This window comes from Pseudoalteromonas sp. SG44-1, assembly GCF_014164315.1.
GTDB lineage: Bacteria > Pseudomonadota > Gammaproteobacteria > Enterobacterales > Alteromonadaceae > Pseudoalteromonas > Pseudoalteromonas rhizosphaerae.
The window spans coordinates 52,131-70,336 of sequence record NZ_JACJEW010000003.1 but is presented as its reverse complement, the minus strand read 5'-3'; the positions used below and the strand labels follow the sequence as shown (position 1 = coordinate 70,336).

At 42.7% G+C, this 18,206-nt stretch carries 13 protein-coding genes and 1 pseudogene; 3 read left to right on the top strand and 11 right to left on the bottom strand.

Going from position 1 to position 18,206, the window contains the following annotated elements; genetic code table 11:
* Positions 1 to 2 precede the first annotated feature (2 nt).
* From nagA to agaR, 5 genes are read right to left on the bottom strand one after another with little or no spacing between them, the layout of a single operon-like run.
* A complete protein-coding gene (gene nagA, locus H5187_RS02130) occupies positions 3 to 1,166 on the bottom strand; it encodes an N-acetylglucosamine-6-phosphate deacetylase (RefSeq protein ID WP_182717505.1) in 1,164 nt (387 codons plus the stop codon).
* A complete protein-coding gene (locus tag H5187_RS02125) occupies positions 1,163 to 2,092 on the bottom strand; it encodes an ROK family protein (protein ID WP_145240076.1) in 930 nt (309 codons plus the stop codon). The genes nagA and H5187_RS02125 overlap by 4 nt, the downstream gene beginning before the upstream one ends.
* Positions 2,085 to 3,221, bottom strand: a complete 1,137-nt coding sequence (locus tag H5187_RS02120) for an SIS domain-containing protein (RefSeq protein ID WP_145240078.1) — start codon at positions 3,219 to 3,221, stop codon at positions 2,085 to 2,087. Before H5187_RS02120 ends, H5187_RS02125 begins: the two co-directional genes overlap by 8 nt.
* Before the next feature lie 17 nt (positions 3,222 to 3,238).
* Entirely contained in the window at positions 3,239 to 4,522 is a 1,284-nt protein-coding gene (locus tag H5187_RS02115) for a D-tagatose-bisphosphate aldolase, class II, non-catalytic subunit (RefSeq protein ID WP_182797504.1), read from the bottom strand.
* A 42-nt stretch (positions 4,523 to 4,564) separates the two neighbouring features.
* The gene (gene agaR, locus H5187_RS02110; RefSeq protein WP_182797503.1) at positions 4,565 to 5,335 is read right to left on the bottom strand and encodes a transcriptional repressor AgaR; all 771 of its coding nucleotides are present in this window, start codon (positions 5,333 to 5,335) and stop codon (positions 4,565 to 4,567) included.
* A gap of 262 nt (positions 5,336 to 5,597) precedes the next feature.
* Between agaR and H5187_RS02105 the strand changes: the two are divergent.
* From H5187_RS02105 to H5187_RS02095, 3 genes and pseudogenes are all read left to right on the top strand, one after another.
* Positions 5,598 to 6,971 (top strand): annotated as a pseudogene (locus H5187_RS02105) (Gfo/Idh/MocA family protein).
* A 95-nt stretch (positions 6,972 to 7,066) separates the two neighbouring features.
* Entirely contained in the window at positions 7,067 to 9,889 is a 2,823-nt protein-coding gene (locus H5187_RS02100; protein WP_182797502.1) for a TonB-dependent receptor, read from the top strand.
* Between the two features lie 105 nt (positions 9,890 to 9,994).
* Positions 9,995 to 11,287, top strand: a complete 1,293-nt coding sequence (locus tag H5187_RS02095) for a DUF3472 domain-containing protein (protein WP_182735022.1) — start codon at positions 9,995 to 9,997, stop codon at positions 11,285 to 11,287.
* Here the strand turns inward: H5187_RS02095 and H5187_RS02090 are convergent.
* The 6 genes from H5187_RS02090 to H5187_RS02065 all read right to left on the bottom strand — a co-directional run bounded on the left by H5187_RS02090 (position 11,284) and on the right by H5187_RS02065 (position 17,996).
* Positions 11,284 to 12,006, bottom strand: a complete 723-nt coding sequence (locus H5187_RS02090) for a response regulator (protein ID WP_149982231.1) — start codon at positions 12,004 to 12,006, stop codon at positions 11,284 to 11,286. The genes H5187_RS02095 and H5187_RS02090 overlap by 4 nt on opposite strands.
* 93 nt (positions 12,007 to 12,099) lie before the next feature.
* Entirely contained in the window at positions 12,100 to 13,722 is a 1,623-nt protein-coding gene (locus H5187_RS02085; RefSeq protein WP_182797501.1) for a sensor histidine kinase, read from the bottom strand.
* Between the two features lie 12 nt (positions 13,723 to 13,734).
* The gene (locus H5187_RS02080) at positions 13,735 to 15,276 is read right to left on the bottom strand and encodes a tripartite tricarboxylate transporter permease (protein ID WP_145240095.1); all 1,542 of its coding nucleotides are present in this window, start codon (positions 15,274 to 15,276) and stop codon (positions 13,735 to 13,737) included.
* A 3-nt stretch (positions 15,277 to 15,279) separates the two neighbouring features.
* On the bottom strand, positions 15,280 to 15,747 hold the full coding sequence (locus tag H5187_RS02075; RefSeq protein ID WP_145240097.1) for a tripartite tricarboxylate transporter TctB family protein: 468 nt from the start codon (positions 15,745 to 15,747) through the stop codon (positions 15,280 to 15,282).
* Between the two features lie 11 nt (positions 15,748 to 15,758).
* Complete coding sequence (locus tag H5187_RS02070) at positions 15,759 to 16,742, bottom strand: tripartite tricarboxylate transporter substrate binding protein (protein WP_145240099.1); 984 nt, start codon at positions 16,740 to 16,742, stop codon at positions 15,759 to 15,761.
* A 12-nt stretch (positions 16,743 to 16,754) separates the two neighbouring features.
* On the bottom strand, positions 16,755 to 17,996 hold the full coding sequence (locus tag H5187_RS02065; protein WP_145240101.1) for an OprO/OprP family phosphate-selective porin: 1,242 nt from the start codon (positions 17,994 to 17,996) through the stop codon (positions 16,755 to 16,757).
* Positions 17,997 to 18,206 lie beyond the last annotated feature (210 nt).

Below are 18,206 nucleotides of genomic sequence, written 5' to 3'. Positions count from 1 at the left end.
TTTTATGCACTTTTAAAAAAGCACCGCTGACCCTTCACATAAGTCGCCTGAATACTAAAATCGCTGTTTAAAATAGCAAAATTCGCATGCTTACCTTCCGCTAAAGAACCAACTTGGCTGGCAATATTAAGAAATTGCGCGGGCACAATGCTGGCCATATTTATCGCCTCACGTAGCTCTACACTGCCTAATTGATGCATATTTTTAACTGCTTGCTCAAGCGTTAAAGTGCTGCCAGCTAACGAGCCGGAGGCAGTTCTCGCCACACCTTGTTGCACAACAACATCCATTTTACCCAATTTATACTCACCATCATTTAGTCCACCGGCATTGATACAATCACTGATCAAAGCGATTTTTTGTGGACCTTTTAGCTTATAGATCAGCTTTAAAATTGTAGGATGAAGATGTACACCATCTGCAATCACTTCAACAAATGCGTCATCATTCATCAATACCGCGCCGGCACAACCTGGATCACGATGATGAATGCCACGCATCCCATTAAAAACATGCACCCCACCGCATGCGCCATGCTCAAGTGCGCTTTGAGTTTGTTCATAATTGGCATCACAGTGACCAAGCATTACCCTAATTCCTTGCGCTGTCAGGTATTCAATTAATGCATTTGCGCCTGGCTTTTCTGGCGCCAACGCAACCACTTTTAAGCTACCCATGGCTGCATTAATCATCGCTTCTAGATGCGACTGCGATAGCTCTAAAAAGTAATCTTGATTGTGCGCGCCTTTATGAACTTCACTGAAAAACAGGCCCTCACTATAGCCACCTAGCACCTGTGCCCCGCTAGGTTGCTGCGTGTATGCCTGACCAATTACACTCATAGCATTAAGTGTTTGTTGCCAATCGGTGGTCACAGTCGTTGCTAAAAAGCCTGTCACTCCATGCTCTGCAAGTGAGCATGAAATCGTTTCAATACTACTCATTTTACAATCAATCACATCACAACCTTCGCGACCATGAATGTGTAAATCAATTAAGCCTGGAATAATTGCAGCATTACCATAATCATCAATAGGCACACCGGCTGTAGGGTTTTGCGTAAAATGACTAATAATGCCATTTTCAACTAACATGAAGTGATTTTTAAGTACTCGTTCTTGACAATAAATTACATCAGCTTTGACGTAAAACACGGATCCAATCATGCCAGCGCTCCCACTTGTTCTTTGGCCAAAATAGCGGCACCGCGAGCGCCACTGGCATCGCCAAATTCAGCAAGCACTATTTTTGGCACCCGAATATCAGCAAATACATACGGTACGATTGCCTCTTCAAGCTTGCTCATTAGTTCATCAACTAAAGACATACCGCCACCAACTACAATCACCTCAGGGTCATAGGCCATAATAATTGCCGCAAAAGTACTGCCAATTAAATCCAAATAACAGGCAAAGCTTTGTTGGCAAAATACGTCGCCTTTTCTCAACCCTTCAACAATTTCAAAAGTAGTTAATACTTCGCCAGAAAAGTGCTGGTAAATTCTCGCCAAGCCAGGGCCTGCAATATAACTTTCAATGCACCCTGTTAAACCACAGCCACATTTTAAAATAGGTAACTGGTACTTCTGCTGTAACACTGCAGAAAGTGCGTAATGACCGTATTCACCTGCAATTCCCTGGGCGCTTTTATACAATTGACCATCAATACACAGCCCACCACCCGCACCAGTACCAAGAATTGCACCGAACACTCGGGTATGTTGCAAACCAACGCTGCTGCGCGCTTCTGAGAGTGCAAAACAGCGGCAATCGTTTTCGATCGCAACCGGGCGATTTATTAACTGAGCTAAATCTTGCGCGGCATTTTTACCGGTCGCATGAGGCACGTTAGCCGACAGTACTTGTTGGTTTGCATTAACAATGCCAGGCATACCAATACCGACCGCACCGTGACATTGATATTTATGATCAGCACTTAAAATCATACCAACTAACGCATTTAGAAAGTCTTGATAACTATTTTGCGGAGTCGCAATGCGCCATGATTCAAGTTGCTTTAATGAAGCGTCAAATACAGCAAGTTCAATTTTACTACCGCCAATATCAATGCCATAAATATACTGCTTAGTCATTAATATCACCTTGTTTTAGCGGGTAAATCGTCACCCCTTGCACCACTCTGTTTACTTCACCAGTTGGGCATGGGTTATCTACTGTAATGCCTAATTGCCACGCTTTATAGAACGACATTATTTGCGCGCAGACCATATAATATAAGCCATTAAATACATCGTCTAATTGCTGCATCACCGCGTCATCTGGCAGCGTCAAGGCGTGAACATCAATAGCTTTATTATCGCGACGTAACTCATTCAACAAATCAATATCGTACTGCTTGGTATAGGTATTAGTTGAGCCAAATAAAACAATTAAAGTTTTATCATCAACCAATGATTTTGGGCCGTGACGAAAACCAAGCGGGGATTCAAAATACCCCATAACTTGACCCGCACTTAATTCTAATAATTTTAATGCTGATTCTTGCGCATAGCCTTTTAAGGATCCTGCGCCTAAATACACTAAGCGATGCATAGGCAGTTCAGCCAATGTTTTTAGTTCAGCTAATTTACCAGCAATATTTTTTTCAACCGCTTCTGCAATAGTTAAAACAGCGTTATCTGCATCACTAAATATTGCCACACTTGCCACCAACATTGAGGTAAAACTACTGGTCATAGCGAAGCTGTGATCAAGTGTTTGCGTAGGCATCAATAACGAGAAATAGTTTTCATCTTGCGCTACTTGTTTATGCAGTGCTCCATCGGGGTTACAAGTAATAAATAGATGCGCGCAGTGTTTTACATAGTTATTCACTACATCAACAGCGGCAACACTTTCAGGACTATTGCCAGAGCGTGCAAATGACACTAATAAAGTTGACTTATTTGGCTGTAAATACTGCTCTGGGCAGGCAACAAGCTCTGTGCTACTAACACTTCGACAAGCAATATCCAATTGTTGATTCAAGTAACCAACAACCGCCTCACCAACATAAGCTGAGGTACCGGCACCGGTAAAAATTATTTGCGCATTTGGCTTATCTAATACGCCCGCAAGCCAACTATCTAGCTGCGCTCGTGCAGCTTTTACAATACTGAGCGTTGCTCGCCAACAATCGGGCTGCTGCATAATTTCTTTTGCAGTCCATAAACTATTTTTAGCTTCTAAAAGGGTTTCATCAATTGCTAAATAACTAGACATTACTACCTCACTTACGTCTATTGTTGTTTAAAACACGCATCTGCGTAGCGACTGGTTACTTGCATTATGTGATGAAGTACCAAAGATTTAGGGCTGTTTTGCAGGGTGTTATTTCGCACTGCAAGATACTGCAATGGCATATATTGGCTTAGTAACGGCAGTGGTATCGGTTGTTTTTGTAAATTACTAAATAGCTTATCAACGGCAGCTTGATTGCCTTGTTGTCCCCAGTAATAACGGATTCGGTCACTAAAACTAAAGCGACGATAAAGTTGCTGCACTGATTTATCAACTTGATAAAAACGCTGCCAATTTTTCGGAAACTGCTGCATATCAGCATCAATAACAGTGCGTATATGTGAACATTGCTCAGTGTCTATTAGCGCATCTTCAATATGGCTTAATGCAAATAATGCCTCACGCAAAGCAAAGGTAAGCTCTGGGCCCACTTTTAAAATCGCAAAATGATCATTTACTAATTGTTGATACGCGATGGGCGTTTGATAATCAGTTGAATGTGCTTCAAAGGCAATGCCATCAACGGCCTTTATATATTGCTTTAACTGTTGCGCTTTAGCGCTATCATAATCAAATACTTGCGTGTTATCGAATTCCACACCTGGCTGTACAACCAAGCCAACCACTCGCTGCCATGCCGATGATAACCCCTGCTGTAAAAATGCATCGTGATGCAATGCCAATGTACTAGCAACATGGTCAGTTTCTGTGACTGCAAGCGTATCTATTTGCTCATCGGCACCACCGGGCGGCGGCACCTCAGTACCAATAACATAAACTAAGTCACTGCGGCCAAAGGTATCTAATGCTGTTTGTTCAGCCACTGCACACAACTGCGCCGCACGTGTTGCAACTGTTTCATCTGCTAAAATTAATTCATCATCGGCGCAGCGCATACTGGTGTCTAAGTGAATTTTTTTGAATCCTGCACCAACATAACTGGCGATCAACTGCTCAGCTTTTTGCATCGCCGATTCAGCGCTTTCATCACACCAACACACAGGGCCTAAATGGTCACCGCCAAGGATCAGCTTATCAATTGCAAACTCTTGCTTTGTCGCCAGCTGCTCAATAAATTCCATAAAATCAGCAGGTAACATACCCGTATAACCACCAAACTGATTGACCTGATTAGCGGTTGCTTCGATTAATAAATAACTATTATCTTGTTTGGCTTGCAATATGGCAGCTTCTAGCACCAATGGATGAGCCGAACAAACGGCATAAATACCCTGTTTTTCGCCGCGTTTATTCGCTGCGATTAATTGCTGTAATATCGTCATTGCAAGCCTCTTCGTTAGATAATCTTTGTTTAGTTATGAAAGTTAAAGATCGGGAATATGTAACCGCACACCTGCATCTTCGAGCGCGGTTTTTATCTCTGCTGGAATTCCACTGTCTGTAACCAGTACGTTTATTTCACTGGCGGCAATAATTTTATGCACGCCTTTACGATTAAATTTACTAGAATCTGTTACTACTATGATCTCTCGCGATACTTCACACATCACCCGATTTAGCAGAGCTTCAAGCTCAAAGTGCGTTGTAATACCAATATCTTTTTCAAAGCCATCAACACCCAAAATTAACTTATCAAAGTGATATTGTTGTAAGTGCTGTTCAGCTTGGCGGCCATAAAATGACAGTGATTTTTTACGTAGCGTGCCACCAGTCATTAACACTTCAACCGATGGCGCATTAAGTAGTGAGTGCGCCACATTTAAGCCATTGGTCATGACAACTACGCCGTGGTGGCTGGTTAGATTTTTAGCGACTTCTTCAGTTGTTGTCCCTGAGTCTAAAATAATCGATTCACCATCCTTAATTAGACTCGCTGCAAATTTACCTAAGCGCTCTTTAATACCGCGATTTGCATCGTGTTTTTCTTTTAATGATAATTCTTGAGTTAAGCGATTACTGGCAACTGCACCACCACGGGACCGTACCAACAATCCTTTTTCATCCAACTCATTTAAGTCGTTACGGATAGTTACCGTTGAAACACCAAACAACTGAGCCAACTCAGGAACCTGCACCCGCTCTTGTTTGTAGACCAATTGCACAATCTCATGACGCCTTTCGATAGTGTTAAGCATGTCCGCTCTCTTTCATTGTTAACTTTCATTCATTGTACGCAGCTTTCGTTTACTTTCAATTCAATTTTTTACATTTATCTTTAAACATTAAAAAACGCAATTAAGCCACTGTAAATAAAGACTTTAAAATAAAAAATAAAAACAACACCCTTTAAAATGAAAGCAAACGAAAGATTTTTATCTTGCATTGACATTTTGTTGTGTGTACAAATAAAAGCCTGCGAAAACAAATTTACAAATAATAAACAATAAGGGCAATGTTATGGGCGATCTCAACCGTAGACGATTTTTACAATCAATGGCCGCAATTGCAGCAACCAGCGCGGCTTTGGGTTGTGCTTCTACCACCAATTCCAAATCGATATTAAGAACTGCACAACAAGGACGTTCAACCCTTGGCTTAACTGTGCCAAAAATGGACGTAGTAAGGGTTGGTTTTATTGGCGTGGGTGAACGTGGTGTTGGTGCTGTTAAGCATTTTTGTCATCTCGATGGCGTTGAAATTAAAGCAATTTGTGATACCCATCAGGCCGTTGTAGACAGGGCCGTGAAGATTGTTGTTGATAAAGGTTTTAAAAAACCAGACACCTATGGCAAAAACGATCACGATTAGCGCCGTATGCTAGAGAGACAAGATATTGATATTGTTATTATTTCAACACCATGGCAGTGGCATACGCCGATGGCTGTCGATACCATGGAAAGCGGCAAGCATGCTTTTGTTGAAGTACCAGCAGCAGTGACTGTAGAAGAGGCATGGCAACTAGTAAACACCTCTGAGCGAACTCAGAAAAACTGCATGATGTTGGAAAATGTTTGCTACGGACGCGACGAATTAATGGTTCTTAATATGGTTCGCCAAGGCGTTTTTGGTGAATTGTTGCATGGTGAAGCAGCATATATCCATGAGCTACGCTGGCAAATGAAAGAAATTGACCATAAAACAGGTTCTTGGCGTACACCATGGCATGCAGCAGTTAATGGTAATTTATACCCAACTCATGGCTTAGGCCCTGTTTCACAATACATGAATATCAATCGTGGCGATCGTTTTGACTATATAAGCTCGATGAGCTCGCCATCATTAGGCCGTGCAGCCTACGCTAAAAAAGAATTCCCCGCAGATCATAGCCGCAACAAACTTAACTATATTGCGGGTGATATGAATACCAGCATTATTAAAACGGTTAAAGGTCGCAGCATTATGGTGCAACACGATACCACCACCCCACGTCCTTATTCTCGTCATAACTTAATTCAAGGCACTAACGGTGTGTTTGCTGGCTTTCCAAATAGGATCGCACTTGAGCAAGGTGGCAGTAAAAGCTATCACGAGTGGGATTACGACATGGCTGATTGGTATAACAAATACGATCATCCGCTCTGGCAAAAAATGGGCGCTGAGGCTGAACGCAACGGCGGCCATGGTGGCATGGACTTCTTGATGTTTTGGCGGATTATTTTTTGCCTACGCAATGGCGAACCACTTGATCAAGATGTGTATGACGCAGCCGCATGGTCAGCTGTTTTCCCGCTATCTGTTGATTCTGTAGCCGATAGAAGTAACAGCAAAGACTTCCCAGATTTCACCCGTGGTCTTTGGCAGCAAGCAAAACCACTTGGCATTATTTCGTAATTAACCTCACGCGTGTTGGAGAAAAATACACTCAACACGCGTGGCAATAACTCAATAAAAAACAACCATCAACAAGTAAAATACAGGTAACTATTATGAAAGCACAACTAAAACTGTCCACACTGTTTTTGTCTATGAGCGCCATCTTCAGTGGCACCTCGCTGGCAGCTGATGAAGACAAAAAAAAAGAAAAAGAAGTCGAAGTAATTGAAGTTAGAGGTGTTCGCTCGAGTATTAAAGAATCCCTGTATTTAAAACAACAAGCTGTGGGGGTTATGGATGCTATCGTTGCTGAAGATATCGGTAAGTTTCCCGACCAAAACATTGCCGAGGCATTGCAACGGATGACGGGGATTGCAATTACGCGTAACGGCGGCGAGGGCCAAAATGTTACCGTGCGAGGTTTAGGTGGTGACTACAACGTTACCACCGTTAATGGCCGACGCATGGCATCAGAGCATTCTAGCCGTAACTTTAATTTTGATTTAATCGCCCCCGAAATAGTCCAATCCCTCGAAGTATACAAATCCCCACAAAGTAAAACACAAGAAGGCGGCATTGGCTCAGTTATCAATATCAAAACCCGCAAACCTTTGGATTTAGATGGTTTCACTTTATCAGGCAGTGCCAAAGGCATTTATGAAGAACGTACTGGCGACACCAATCCACAAGCTTCGTTTTTAATTAGTGATACCTTTTTTGATAATACCTTTGGAGCGCTGTTTACAGCGGTATATTCTGAACGTACACAGCGTGAAGACTCTTATGAAGGTGAAGGTTTTTATGATCCAGACGAGAATGTTGATGTACGTATCCCAATCGATAGTAACGGTAACGGCAAGCTTGAAGATAATGAGCAATCATACCCATCGATTATTCCAGGCTATGTACGTTATTCAAATTGGCAGGATACGCGTGAGCGACTGGGTGCAAGCTTAGCGCTGCAATGGCGCCCGTCAGATAGTATAGATGTTAACTTTGACAGCATGTACTCACAATACGAAACCAATGGTGAGCAATATCAAATTTCATTTGTAACCTATGATGAATCTTGGACACCGGGGATCCCCGCTATCGGTGAAGTAAAGTTCAATGAAGATGGTAATGCTAATTATGTAGAACTAGTTGATGGCGCAATGGCTGAGCTGTTAAATGTGTCTGTGCCACGTAATACAGATACTTGGCAATGGGGTTTTAATACGGTTTGGTATGCCACAGAGAGCTTAACGGTTGATTTAGATATTTCACAGTCACAAGCTAAAAATGTCAGCAATGGTAACAATCGTTTTATTGTTGCACGTGGTTTTGTTGATGGTATCACTATCGACCAAACCGGTAGTAATATGCTGCCAGATGTGACCATGACCCCAGCACTGAGTGCAGCACAACCTTTTGGTGCGCATTACAGCTACAATTCAGGCACCGATGTGAAAGACCAAATAGAAGAGGTGCGCTTAGCAGCAACCTATATTCCCTCTTTTGAACTAGTGAAAGATATTCAATTTGGCGTTCATTACGGCAAACAAACCAAAGAACGCAGTGTTTATAAATCAAAAAACGCATCAATGTTCAGTAATGGTGGCGCTTATTTTAAAAACTCAGAATACGACAGTTTTGACGACTCAAGTGTTGAAGAGCTAGGCGGCTTAAACCTATTTCGTTTACCAGCAGATGTACTCGTGCCAGCTAACTTTGATAACTTCTTAGATGGTGAGCCTGGTAAACATCCGGATCCATGGGCAAGCTTTAATTACGACAAACTGTATGCTTTTTATGAATCAATTAATCCACAAGCGGCGCAAGATAAAATTGTCGCAAAGAACAGCCCAAAGGATTCATTCGCCCTTACTGAGCAGACCCTAGCGGCTTTTGTTGAAGCAAATCTACAAGGCGATATTGCTAAACTGCCTTTTGCACTAAACATGGGCGTCCGTGTAATACAAACCGATGTCACATCAGATGGTTACATCTTTGATGTTGATAATGTTCGTTACAATATAACCGAAAAAGATGGCGCATTAAGCTATCGCGTTGAGGGTGAAATTGAAGATTATTACACCCGCTCTACCACTGAAGAAAGCTACACAGACGTACTACCGAGCTTAAACTTTAAATTGCATCTACGTGATGACTTACTCTATCGTTTTAGTGCGGCTAAAGTAATCACACGCCCAAACTTAGATTATCTATCGCCTTATAGCTACTTAGATTTTAATAATGCCGAATACCATGCCTCAAACCCGGGTATTAAGCCACTAAGAGCCAATCAAATAGATACGACGATTGAATGGTATTTCTCTGACTATGGTGCACTAACCTTTGCAGCCTACTATAAAGACATCGAATCAGTGATTGCCCGCGGCCGAGTAGGCACTGCGCAAGTGGGTAATTATTTTAAAGATGGAGTGGCTGTAGAAGGCCCAGTTTTTACAAAAATCTCACCTACATCGGAAAAAGGCGCAACAATTTTAGGCTTTGAAACAGCTTATCAGCAGTCTTTTGACGAAATACTTCCAGCACCATTCGATGGCCTGGGTGTACAAATAAACTATACTTTCACAGACAGCAGCTATGACGACGAAGAGCTAAATGATCTGCCATTTGTGGGGATGTCTGAGCACTCGTATAACGCGGTTATTTATTATGAAAAAGGTGATTATCAAACCCGTATTGCTTATAACTGGCGCGACGACTACTTAGTCTATCCTGATGCATGGGGCGGACCAGAGTGGGCGGCAGACTACGGCCAATACGATTTCAGTGCCAGTTACAATATCACTGAGAAAGTGCGAGTTGATTTAAGCGTAACCAACTTAACCAATGAAAGACAGTGGTCATACGTAAAAACAGAAGAACAAATTCGTCGCTTAGCGCGCTATGGTCGCTCGATTAGCCTTGGCTTTTCAGCATCATTTTAAGCTTATACCCAAACCACCTCAAGATGCAGAATTCACATCTTAAGGAGGCTTGGGTATACCCTCTTATATTAGCGCCGTTTGTCGGCGCTTTTTATGGAGCTCACTATGAGAGTTTTACTATTTATTGGTTCATTATTATGGACTTCATTTTCGCCATTTGCAGTGGCAAACCAAACCACGGATTACTTTATTCCCAGTTATGGTAATAGTGCTACTAGCCATAGTATCGCAGCAAATAAAAAACTGATTAGTGATGTGGGGATCACGCACTGGCAAGACTCTGCAATACCAGTTAATCACTACTTTTACCTGCCAACAAAAGCGGCTTTTAATTTAAAGTTGCGCGTAAAAGTTGCAGGCGATCGCAGCCAGCTTAAAGTCGACTTTAATCAACAGAGTCAGTTAATTACGCTCACTAATCAGCAATTTCAAGATATCGATCTTGGCGAGTTTCTGCCAGATCAAATCGGATACCAACAGTTGCAACTTACCGGTATCGCTAAAACAGCTGACACCTTTGCTGATATTCAAGGTCTTATTGTCACGCTAGATAAAGAGTCGGCGGCGCCTTTATATGTAAAAGATGATATTTATTGGGGTCGTCGCGGGCCTTCCGTGCATTTAAACTATCCCATACCTGACAAGACTAAAAACTATCAATGGTTCTATTCAGAGCTGAGCGTACCACAAGGGTATGATCATCAAGGCTCGTATTTTATGGCCAATGGTTTTGCTGAGGGTTACTTTGGTATGCAAGTAAACTCTGACACTGAACGGCGAGTATTATTTTCAGTATGGAGTCCTTTTCAGACCGATGATCCAGCTGCTATTCCTGTGGAAATGCGTATTCAGCAATTAGCTAAAGGACATGATGTGTATACCGGTAAGTTTGGTAATGAAGGTTCTGGCGGGCAAAGCTATTTAGTATTCCCTTGGCAAGCAGAACAAACCTACCGCTTTTTATTGAAAGTAAATCCGACTGAAAACCTTGCTAATCATACCGACTACAGCGCATATTTTTATGACCCTATCGCCGCAAAGTGGCTGTTCATTGCTTCATTTAGACGCCCTAGTACAGATACATATGTGGCAAGGCCACACAGCTTCTTAGAAAACTTCATCCCTGATGCAGGGCAATTCGAGCGCAAAGCGTTATACAGTAATCAGTGGCTCAGAGATACTCAAGGCCAATGGCACTCTCTTGATAAAGCACAATTTACTTATGATGCAACGGCTGCCAAGCAATCGAGAATGGATTATCAAGGAGGCACTGAAAACGCAGGTTTTTACTTACGCAACACTGGCTTTTTTACAGGCCCAACTAAATTACACAGTGAATTTGAACGCCCAGTTGGTCAAGCGCCTGAGGTAGACTTAAGCGCTTTGCCAGATAACTAAGCCATTTTATAACAGCGCTCTGGCCGACCTATGCTGCCATAGCTTTGGTCGGCACTGACTTGCTCTGCCTCTAGTAAATATTCTAAGTAACGGCGTGCAGTTGAGCGACTTACTCCTACAAGATCGCCCATTTGCTGTGCTGTAAAAGGCGTTTTTTTGTGCTCTTTAAATGCATCAATAATCTTTTTTAAAGTAAGCTGATCAACCCCTTTCGGCAGTCTAACCGGTGCTTTACTTTGTTCGCTTGAGCCAAATAAAGTGTCGACCATAGATTGGGTCACCTCGTTAGCATCAGACAAACACTGCTGGCGTGACTCAAATCGCGCTAACGCCTGATCAAGTCGATTAAGCATCAAAGGTTTAACCAAAAAATCACACGCCCCTAACTGCATTGCCTTTTCAAGAGTTTCGACTTCTTTGGCGGCAGTCAGTAGCATCACTTCGCTTTTAATTGAGCGCCGACGCAAGTCTGTTAATAACTCAAGGCCATTGCCATCTGGTAGATGGATATCAAGTAAGATCAAATCGGGCTCTATCGCCTGTAATAGCGCGGTAGCTGTACTTAAGTTTGCTGCAATACCAACTACTTGATACTGACCTTGACGCAAGCTTTGTCGGGCAGTTTGATTCCCCGCAACCCCATTCGGTAAAAGCAGGTATTGAGCAAGAAGTTGTGCAACTTCGAGCTCATCTTCGATGATAACTACTGAATATGTCATTTTTTATTACTCATTTTAGCGTTGCAATGTTAGCCCATTTACTTTTATTATTGTTTGCTTGGCCACTGCTTATTAGCCTAAATTACCTTAGGGTTATTTAGGAATATAGACGCTTAATCGCGCGCCTTTTAAATCTGACTCACCAATTTCTAAACTACCACCACACGAATCTAAATTAGTTTTCACTAAATATAAACCAATGCCATGCTCTGCCCCTGCTTTTGAACTGTATTGTGGGGTAAATATCACTTCATGGTCGTTACCCAAGCCAAAACCACTGTCTTCGACATCAAACAATAATGTCTTACTCGTTTCATCAACCGTGACTCGTACATGAGGTTCTCGATCTTTACTGGCTCTGATCGCCGCATCAATGGCGTTATCAATTAAGTTGCCCAAGATTGATACTACTCGTTCTAACATTTCAGTACGTGCGATGGCACCAAGTAAACTTTCTGGGTTTAATTCCAATACTACGTTTAACTCGCGGGCTTTATGGTATTTACCCACCAGCAAACCGGCTAACACAGGATCTTGAATACGTTCTAATAAATGGTGGATCTGTGCTTGTGAACCTTGGCTTTCTTGGCCGATCAATTCGATTGCTTGCTCATTTTTACCCATTTGAATAAGCGCCCCAATTAGATTTAGCTTATTCGAATAGTCATGGGTTTGCACCCTTAACAACTCGGCAAATGCTTGTACTTTAGTAAGTTGCTGGCTCAAGTATTCAAGCTCATCAGCTGGGCGCAGAGTGAGTAAAATACCATCCGCCTGCCCTTGCACTTGCAATGAAAAACGCGACAACACCAAACGTTTATCCGCAGCAAACAACTCAAAGCCAACCATTTTACGACGCTGATTTCGTAATAAAAACTCAGCATGCTCTGGCAGTAAATCTTTCAGAGTTAATGACTGATTAGTACAGGCGACTGGTTTATCTAAAATTTCGCAAGCACGCTGAGTCAGTTTGCGTACTCGTCCGTCGGGATCAAGTGCAACAACACCGCTACGCATGGTATTTAAAATAGCGTCCTGCTCTGAAAACAACCTCGCTATTTCATCTGGTTGCAAACCAAAGATGGCATTTCTTACTCGCTGACCAATAAAGATAGCGGCAATAATACTCAAAGCAACTAACAACAAACCCCAAATCATAATTTCAACAATCCGCTCACGGATCAACGGCTCAACCGATTGCACTAAAAAACCGACCGAGACCAAACCAATAATATTTTGTTGCTCATCGTATACCGGCACTTTACCGCGAATGGATTCACCTAAGCTGCCCTGCGCCACTGAAATATAACGCTCGCCGTGTAACGCGTCTTGGCTATCACCGCCAACCATTTTTTTACCGAGTTTATTGCTATCTGGATGGACGATTCGATGCGCATTTTTATCACCAATAACAATAAAATCTGCGCCAGTTAGCTGGCGCAGATTTTCTATTTCTTGGTTGATTGCCACCAAGTTACTAGGGTTCTTTAAAGCTTTAACGACATCATCGCTTGATGCAATACTCGTCGCCACAGCGAGTGCTTTGTCACCAATGTGATCATGCAAACTTTGTGCGGTAATTCGATACACCAAACCGCCAAATAACACCGCTTGTAATACACACAGCCCTGTAACCCAAATTATTAACCGCGTTTCTAAACGCTTAGGCTTTTTAACTATGTTTTGCAGCGGATTTTGCGTCTTGGTGTAGCTCATTTTTTACCTCAATTATGCATGCTCTTGCTTCACTTTAAGCGCCGCTTTATCTGCCCGGCGTTGGGTTATAAAGTCTTTTAATGGAAATAACAACACTAATATTGAGATAATAAAAATGCTCAATGTTAGTGGGCGTTCCCATAAGAAGCTTAATGAACCATCCGAGATCATCATTGAACGACGGAAGTTACGCTCAATCATGTCGCCTAAAATAAAGCCTAATAGTAATGGTGCCATTGGGAAAGCCAGTAATCGTAATACCAACGCCACCACAGCAAAGCCAACCATCATAAATAAATCAAAGGTATTAAAGGAAACTAAATACACGCCAATTAAGCTGAAGAACAAAATCATTATCGTTAATACTGATTTTGGCATCGCTAATACTTTTGCAAAATATGGTATCAAAGGAAGATTCAAAATCAGCAATACGATGTTACCAAAGTACATGCTAACGATAACCGCCCAAAATACACTTGGGTTTTCTTGCATCAGCATTGGACCTGGCTGAATACCGTAAGCAATTAAGGCACCTAACATAATAGCGGTAGTACCCGAGCCTGGAATACCTAATGTAAGTAATGGTACAAATGAACCGGTACATGCTGCATTATTTGCAGACTCTGGCGCTGCCAAGCCTCGTAATGAACCCTTACCAAACTTTTCTTTTAAGCCTTTAGGCGCTAAGTTACGTTCCGTCGCATACGCCATAAAGCTAGCGATAGTGGCACCTGCACCCGGCAATACGCCAACAATAAAACCAAGTATAGACGAGCGGCCAATAACTGGCGCAATGTCTTTGATCTCTTCTTTGGTCAATTTAGTTGAACCGATTTGCGGTGTGTCTGAATCATTAATACTTTTAGTTTCTTTTTTCTCTGGACGCACTACATTAATAAGCGCCTCAGCCAATGCAAAAGTAGCCATTGCCACTAATAAAAAGCTAATACCATCAAGTAAGTCAGCTTGGCCTAACGTAAAACGCTCAGTACCAGATGATGGATCAATCCCCACAGTCGCGAGCATTAAGCCAAATACTGTCATCATCATGGCTTTTAAAAATTGCCCTTTATTAGAAAACGCCGCGATCGCTGTTAAACCTAAAAACATCAGTACAACGTAATCTGGAGATTGAAAACTCAGCGATACTTTTGCCAACAAGGGGGCTGCAACCATCAATAAAATTGCGCCTATGGTTCCGCCGATAAAGGAGGAGTAAGCGGCTATCGCCAATGCTTTGCCAGCATGACCTTGTTTAGCCAGCGGATAGCCATCAAAGGAGGACGCAACTGTACCCGCCACCCCTGGGGCATTAATTAAAATAGATGATGTTGAACCGCCAAAAATTGCACCGTAATACACCCCCGCCATCAGAATCATCCCTGAATCGGCACCTATGCTATAAGTAATTGGGATCATTAACGCAATAGCAGTAATTGGCCCAAGCCCCGGAAGCATGCCGATAAAGGTACCAACAAAACAACCCACTATGACATACAATAAATTGTTCCAGTCTAGTACGGTCGACAAGCCCAGCATAATTCCATCAAACATAACTTAACTCCACAGGTTGCCAGGAACCAAATAAATACCGAGCACTTGGGTCATTAAAAACCAAAACACTACAGCAACAGGGATAGAGGCCAATAAGAGAATAGCCTTGCGGCGCTCACCCATAACAAAAAAGCCAACTAATAAAAACGCACTGGTTGAGATTAAAAAGCCAATAGGCTCAAGCGCTGCGCTATATATCACCATCAATATAAGCAACCCGATTGTTCGCAATACATGTGACTTTTCGAGCGCATTATCTTCATCAACGGCTGCAGTTGGTTTAAGTAAAGTAGCCCCGATAGAAAGCAGACAAACGATAATACCAAATGCCGCATATACTTTAGGTAAGGTGGCAGAAGTAACCGTTTCGTACTCTTCAAATGGGAGTAACGGAATTTGCCATGCAACAATGGCGTAGAGGGTAAATAGCGCCAAGAATAAACTTGGCCCTAGTAGTTCGCGATTCAACATAAAAGCCTCGATTAACGTGACGTACGAATAAAGCCGAGTTCTTCCATAACAACTTTAAGCTGTGCTTCTTGCTGTTCAAGTGACTTTATAAATTGATCTTTTTCTTGGAATAGGTTTAACCAACCGTTACGTGCACGGACTACTTCCCACTCTGGAGTGGTTTGTAATTTACGTAACTTCTCGGTGTATTCTGCAAGTTTATCAGCCGGTAAATTGGGTGCCGCAAAGAAACCACGCCAATTAACAAACTCCATATCATAACCAAGTGATTTTAAGGTTGGAATTTGTGGATAATCTGGTAGTGCCTCACCAGAGGTCACAGCTAGAATGCGCGCTTGACCGCCATTAGCGACTTCTAACGCTTCGCTAAGTCCGGTAGAAAGTAAGTTAACCTCGCCAGATAACAACCCTGCTTTGGCTTTACCACCCGCGTCATAAGGGATATAACGCAAACGACGTCCGTCAAGGCCTGCCGCTTTAACTGCTTGCGCTGCAACTAAGTGATCCATGCTGCCACGTGCAGAGCCACCAGCTACTTTTACAGAGCCTGAATCTTCTTTCATTGCTGCGATCACATCCTGCCAGGTTTTAAATGGCGAATCGTTACGTACTACAAATGCACCGTAGTCGGCAATCATACTGGCAACGGGAGTTAAATCACGGTAGCTGTAAGGAATTTTACCGGTTAGTGCCCGCAACACGATAGGTGTTGAGTTAACCATTAAGATATCGCCTTTTTTAGTACCAGACTCAATCAGATAAGCGATTGCACGGCCACCGCCGCCGCCCGACATATTTTGAAAAGACGCATTATCTTCAATACCCGCTTTCACTAAACCTTCACCCACACCGCGTGCTGTGGTATCCCAGCCGCCACCAGGGCCGCCCGGTACTAAAAAGTGAATGTCAGCCATAGCAAACGGACTGCTTAGTACTAACGATGCCGCAAGTACCGTAGTTTTAAATGATTTAAATGATTTTTTAAGTAAGTTCATCTCAATTTACTCCTAAAATAAATACTGCATGCGCGCACTAAAGCCCATACCTGAGTCTTCATCACCCACTAACGCAGTTGCGCCTGGGCCCTCTACATCGCTGTAGATCAAGTTGCCCATAAATTTGATATCGCTGCTGATATAATAGGATGTGCCTAGGGTATAAGTAGTTACTTCAGTACCTTGTGTGCTACTTGTTGCATCCATTTGTGATACTCGGGCGACAAGCTCCCACGCATCTTTAATGCCTTTAGGTTGTACAAATAATGCTGAACCGGCTTTGTACCTGCGTTGCTCACCACCTAAGAAGTAGCTCGCTGATACATGAAAACCGTCATAACGCTCGCCATCAAGCGGGTCGGCGCCATTAACAGCATCGAGTGTGCGGCTTGCGTATTCAGCTTCTAGCGTTAATGCATCAGCTTGATACGCAAACTCAAGACCACTTTGCGACAAACTATCCAATGCCACGGCATTACCACCCACCGCGTAATCAACAAGACGTACATTGGCTTCACGTATTTCGCCACGGGCAAAGCGCGCACCTAACTCGTTACCACCCATATCACGGTATGAATGCCACGCACCTAAATGAATCACATCGCCTGGGGCTGCGCTTGACCAAGTAACACGTCCCGTTGCAGCGAGTGTTAGTTGATCATCTTCGTCATGACCCGTAGCACCAAAGGCATCATTTTTATAAACACCAACGGCATAACGAAAACCACTGTCTTTAAAGTATTGAGACGCTGACGCTCCCCAACGGAAGAACGGCGAAAAAGTATTGGCTAGCGTACTGCGCTCTATAGTATTGGTATGCTTAGAGCTCGTTAAGCCATTTAAGGTGATGTCTTCACGGATTTTACCCGCTTTAATTTTTAGACCATTATCGAAATTATAACGAACTCGCGCCATCACGATTTCTGCTGTGCCTTCGGCAAACTCAAGCAGTAACTTGTGATCCCAGTTACCATGCTCACTTTCAACATAAGTACGGATACGACGCGCAAAAAAATCACCGCCCGCATCACCGTCATTATTCGCGTTATATGCACCATCAAAATAGTTGTAATCAAGTTGCACTCGACCACCAAATTCCAAATTAAAGCCGCTAGACTTCTTCAGCGCAGCGACTTCTTTTTGTAGTTCGTCTAGTTGCTGCTGTAATTTTTCAGTGTCATTGGCAGCGAATGCTGAGGTACTTGCTAGTGCTGCTGCAATGGCTAAAGCCAATTGTGTGTTACTTGCTTTCATTGGTTGTTCTCTCCACACCTGTTGATGATTTTGTTGTCGTTAGATGAGCGACTACACACTGCTATCTGTCTTCGAGCATAGTGTTAACGTCAGATTAACGAAATGTTTAGAATTTAAGCTGCATTGATCTGCTTAAAATGCATTTAGCGCATAAAAATCACGCACAATATGCACAAAACTACAGTTTAATAACTCGTTGATAGTAATTGA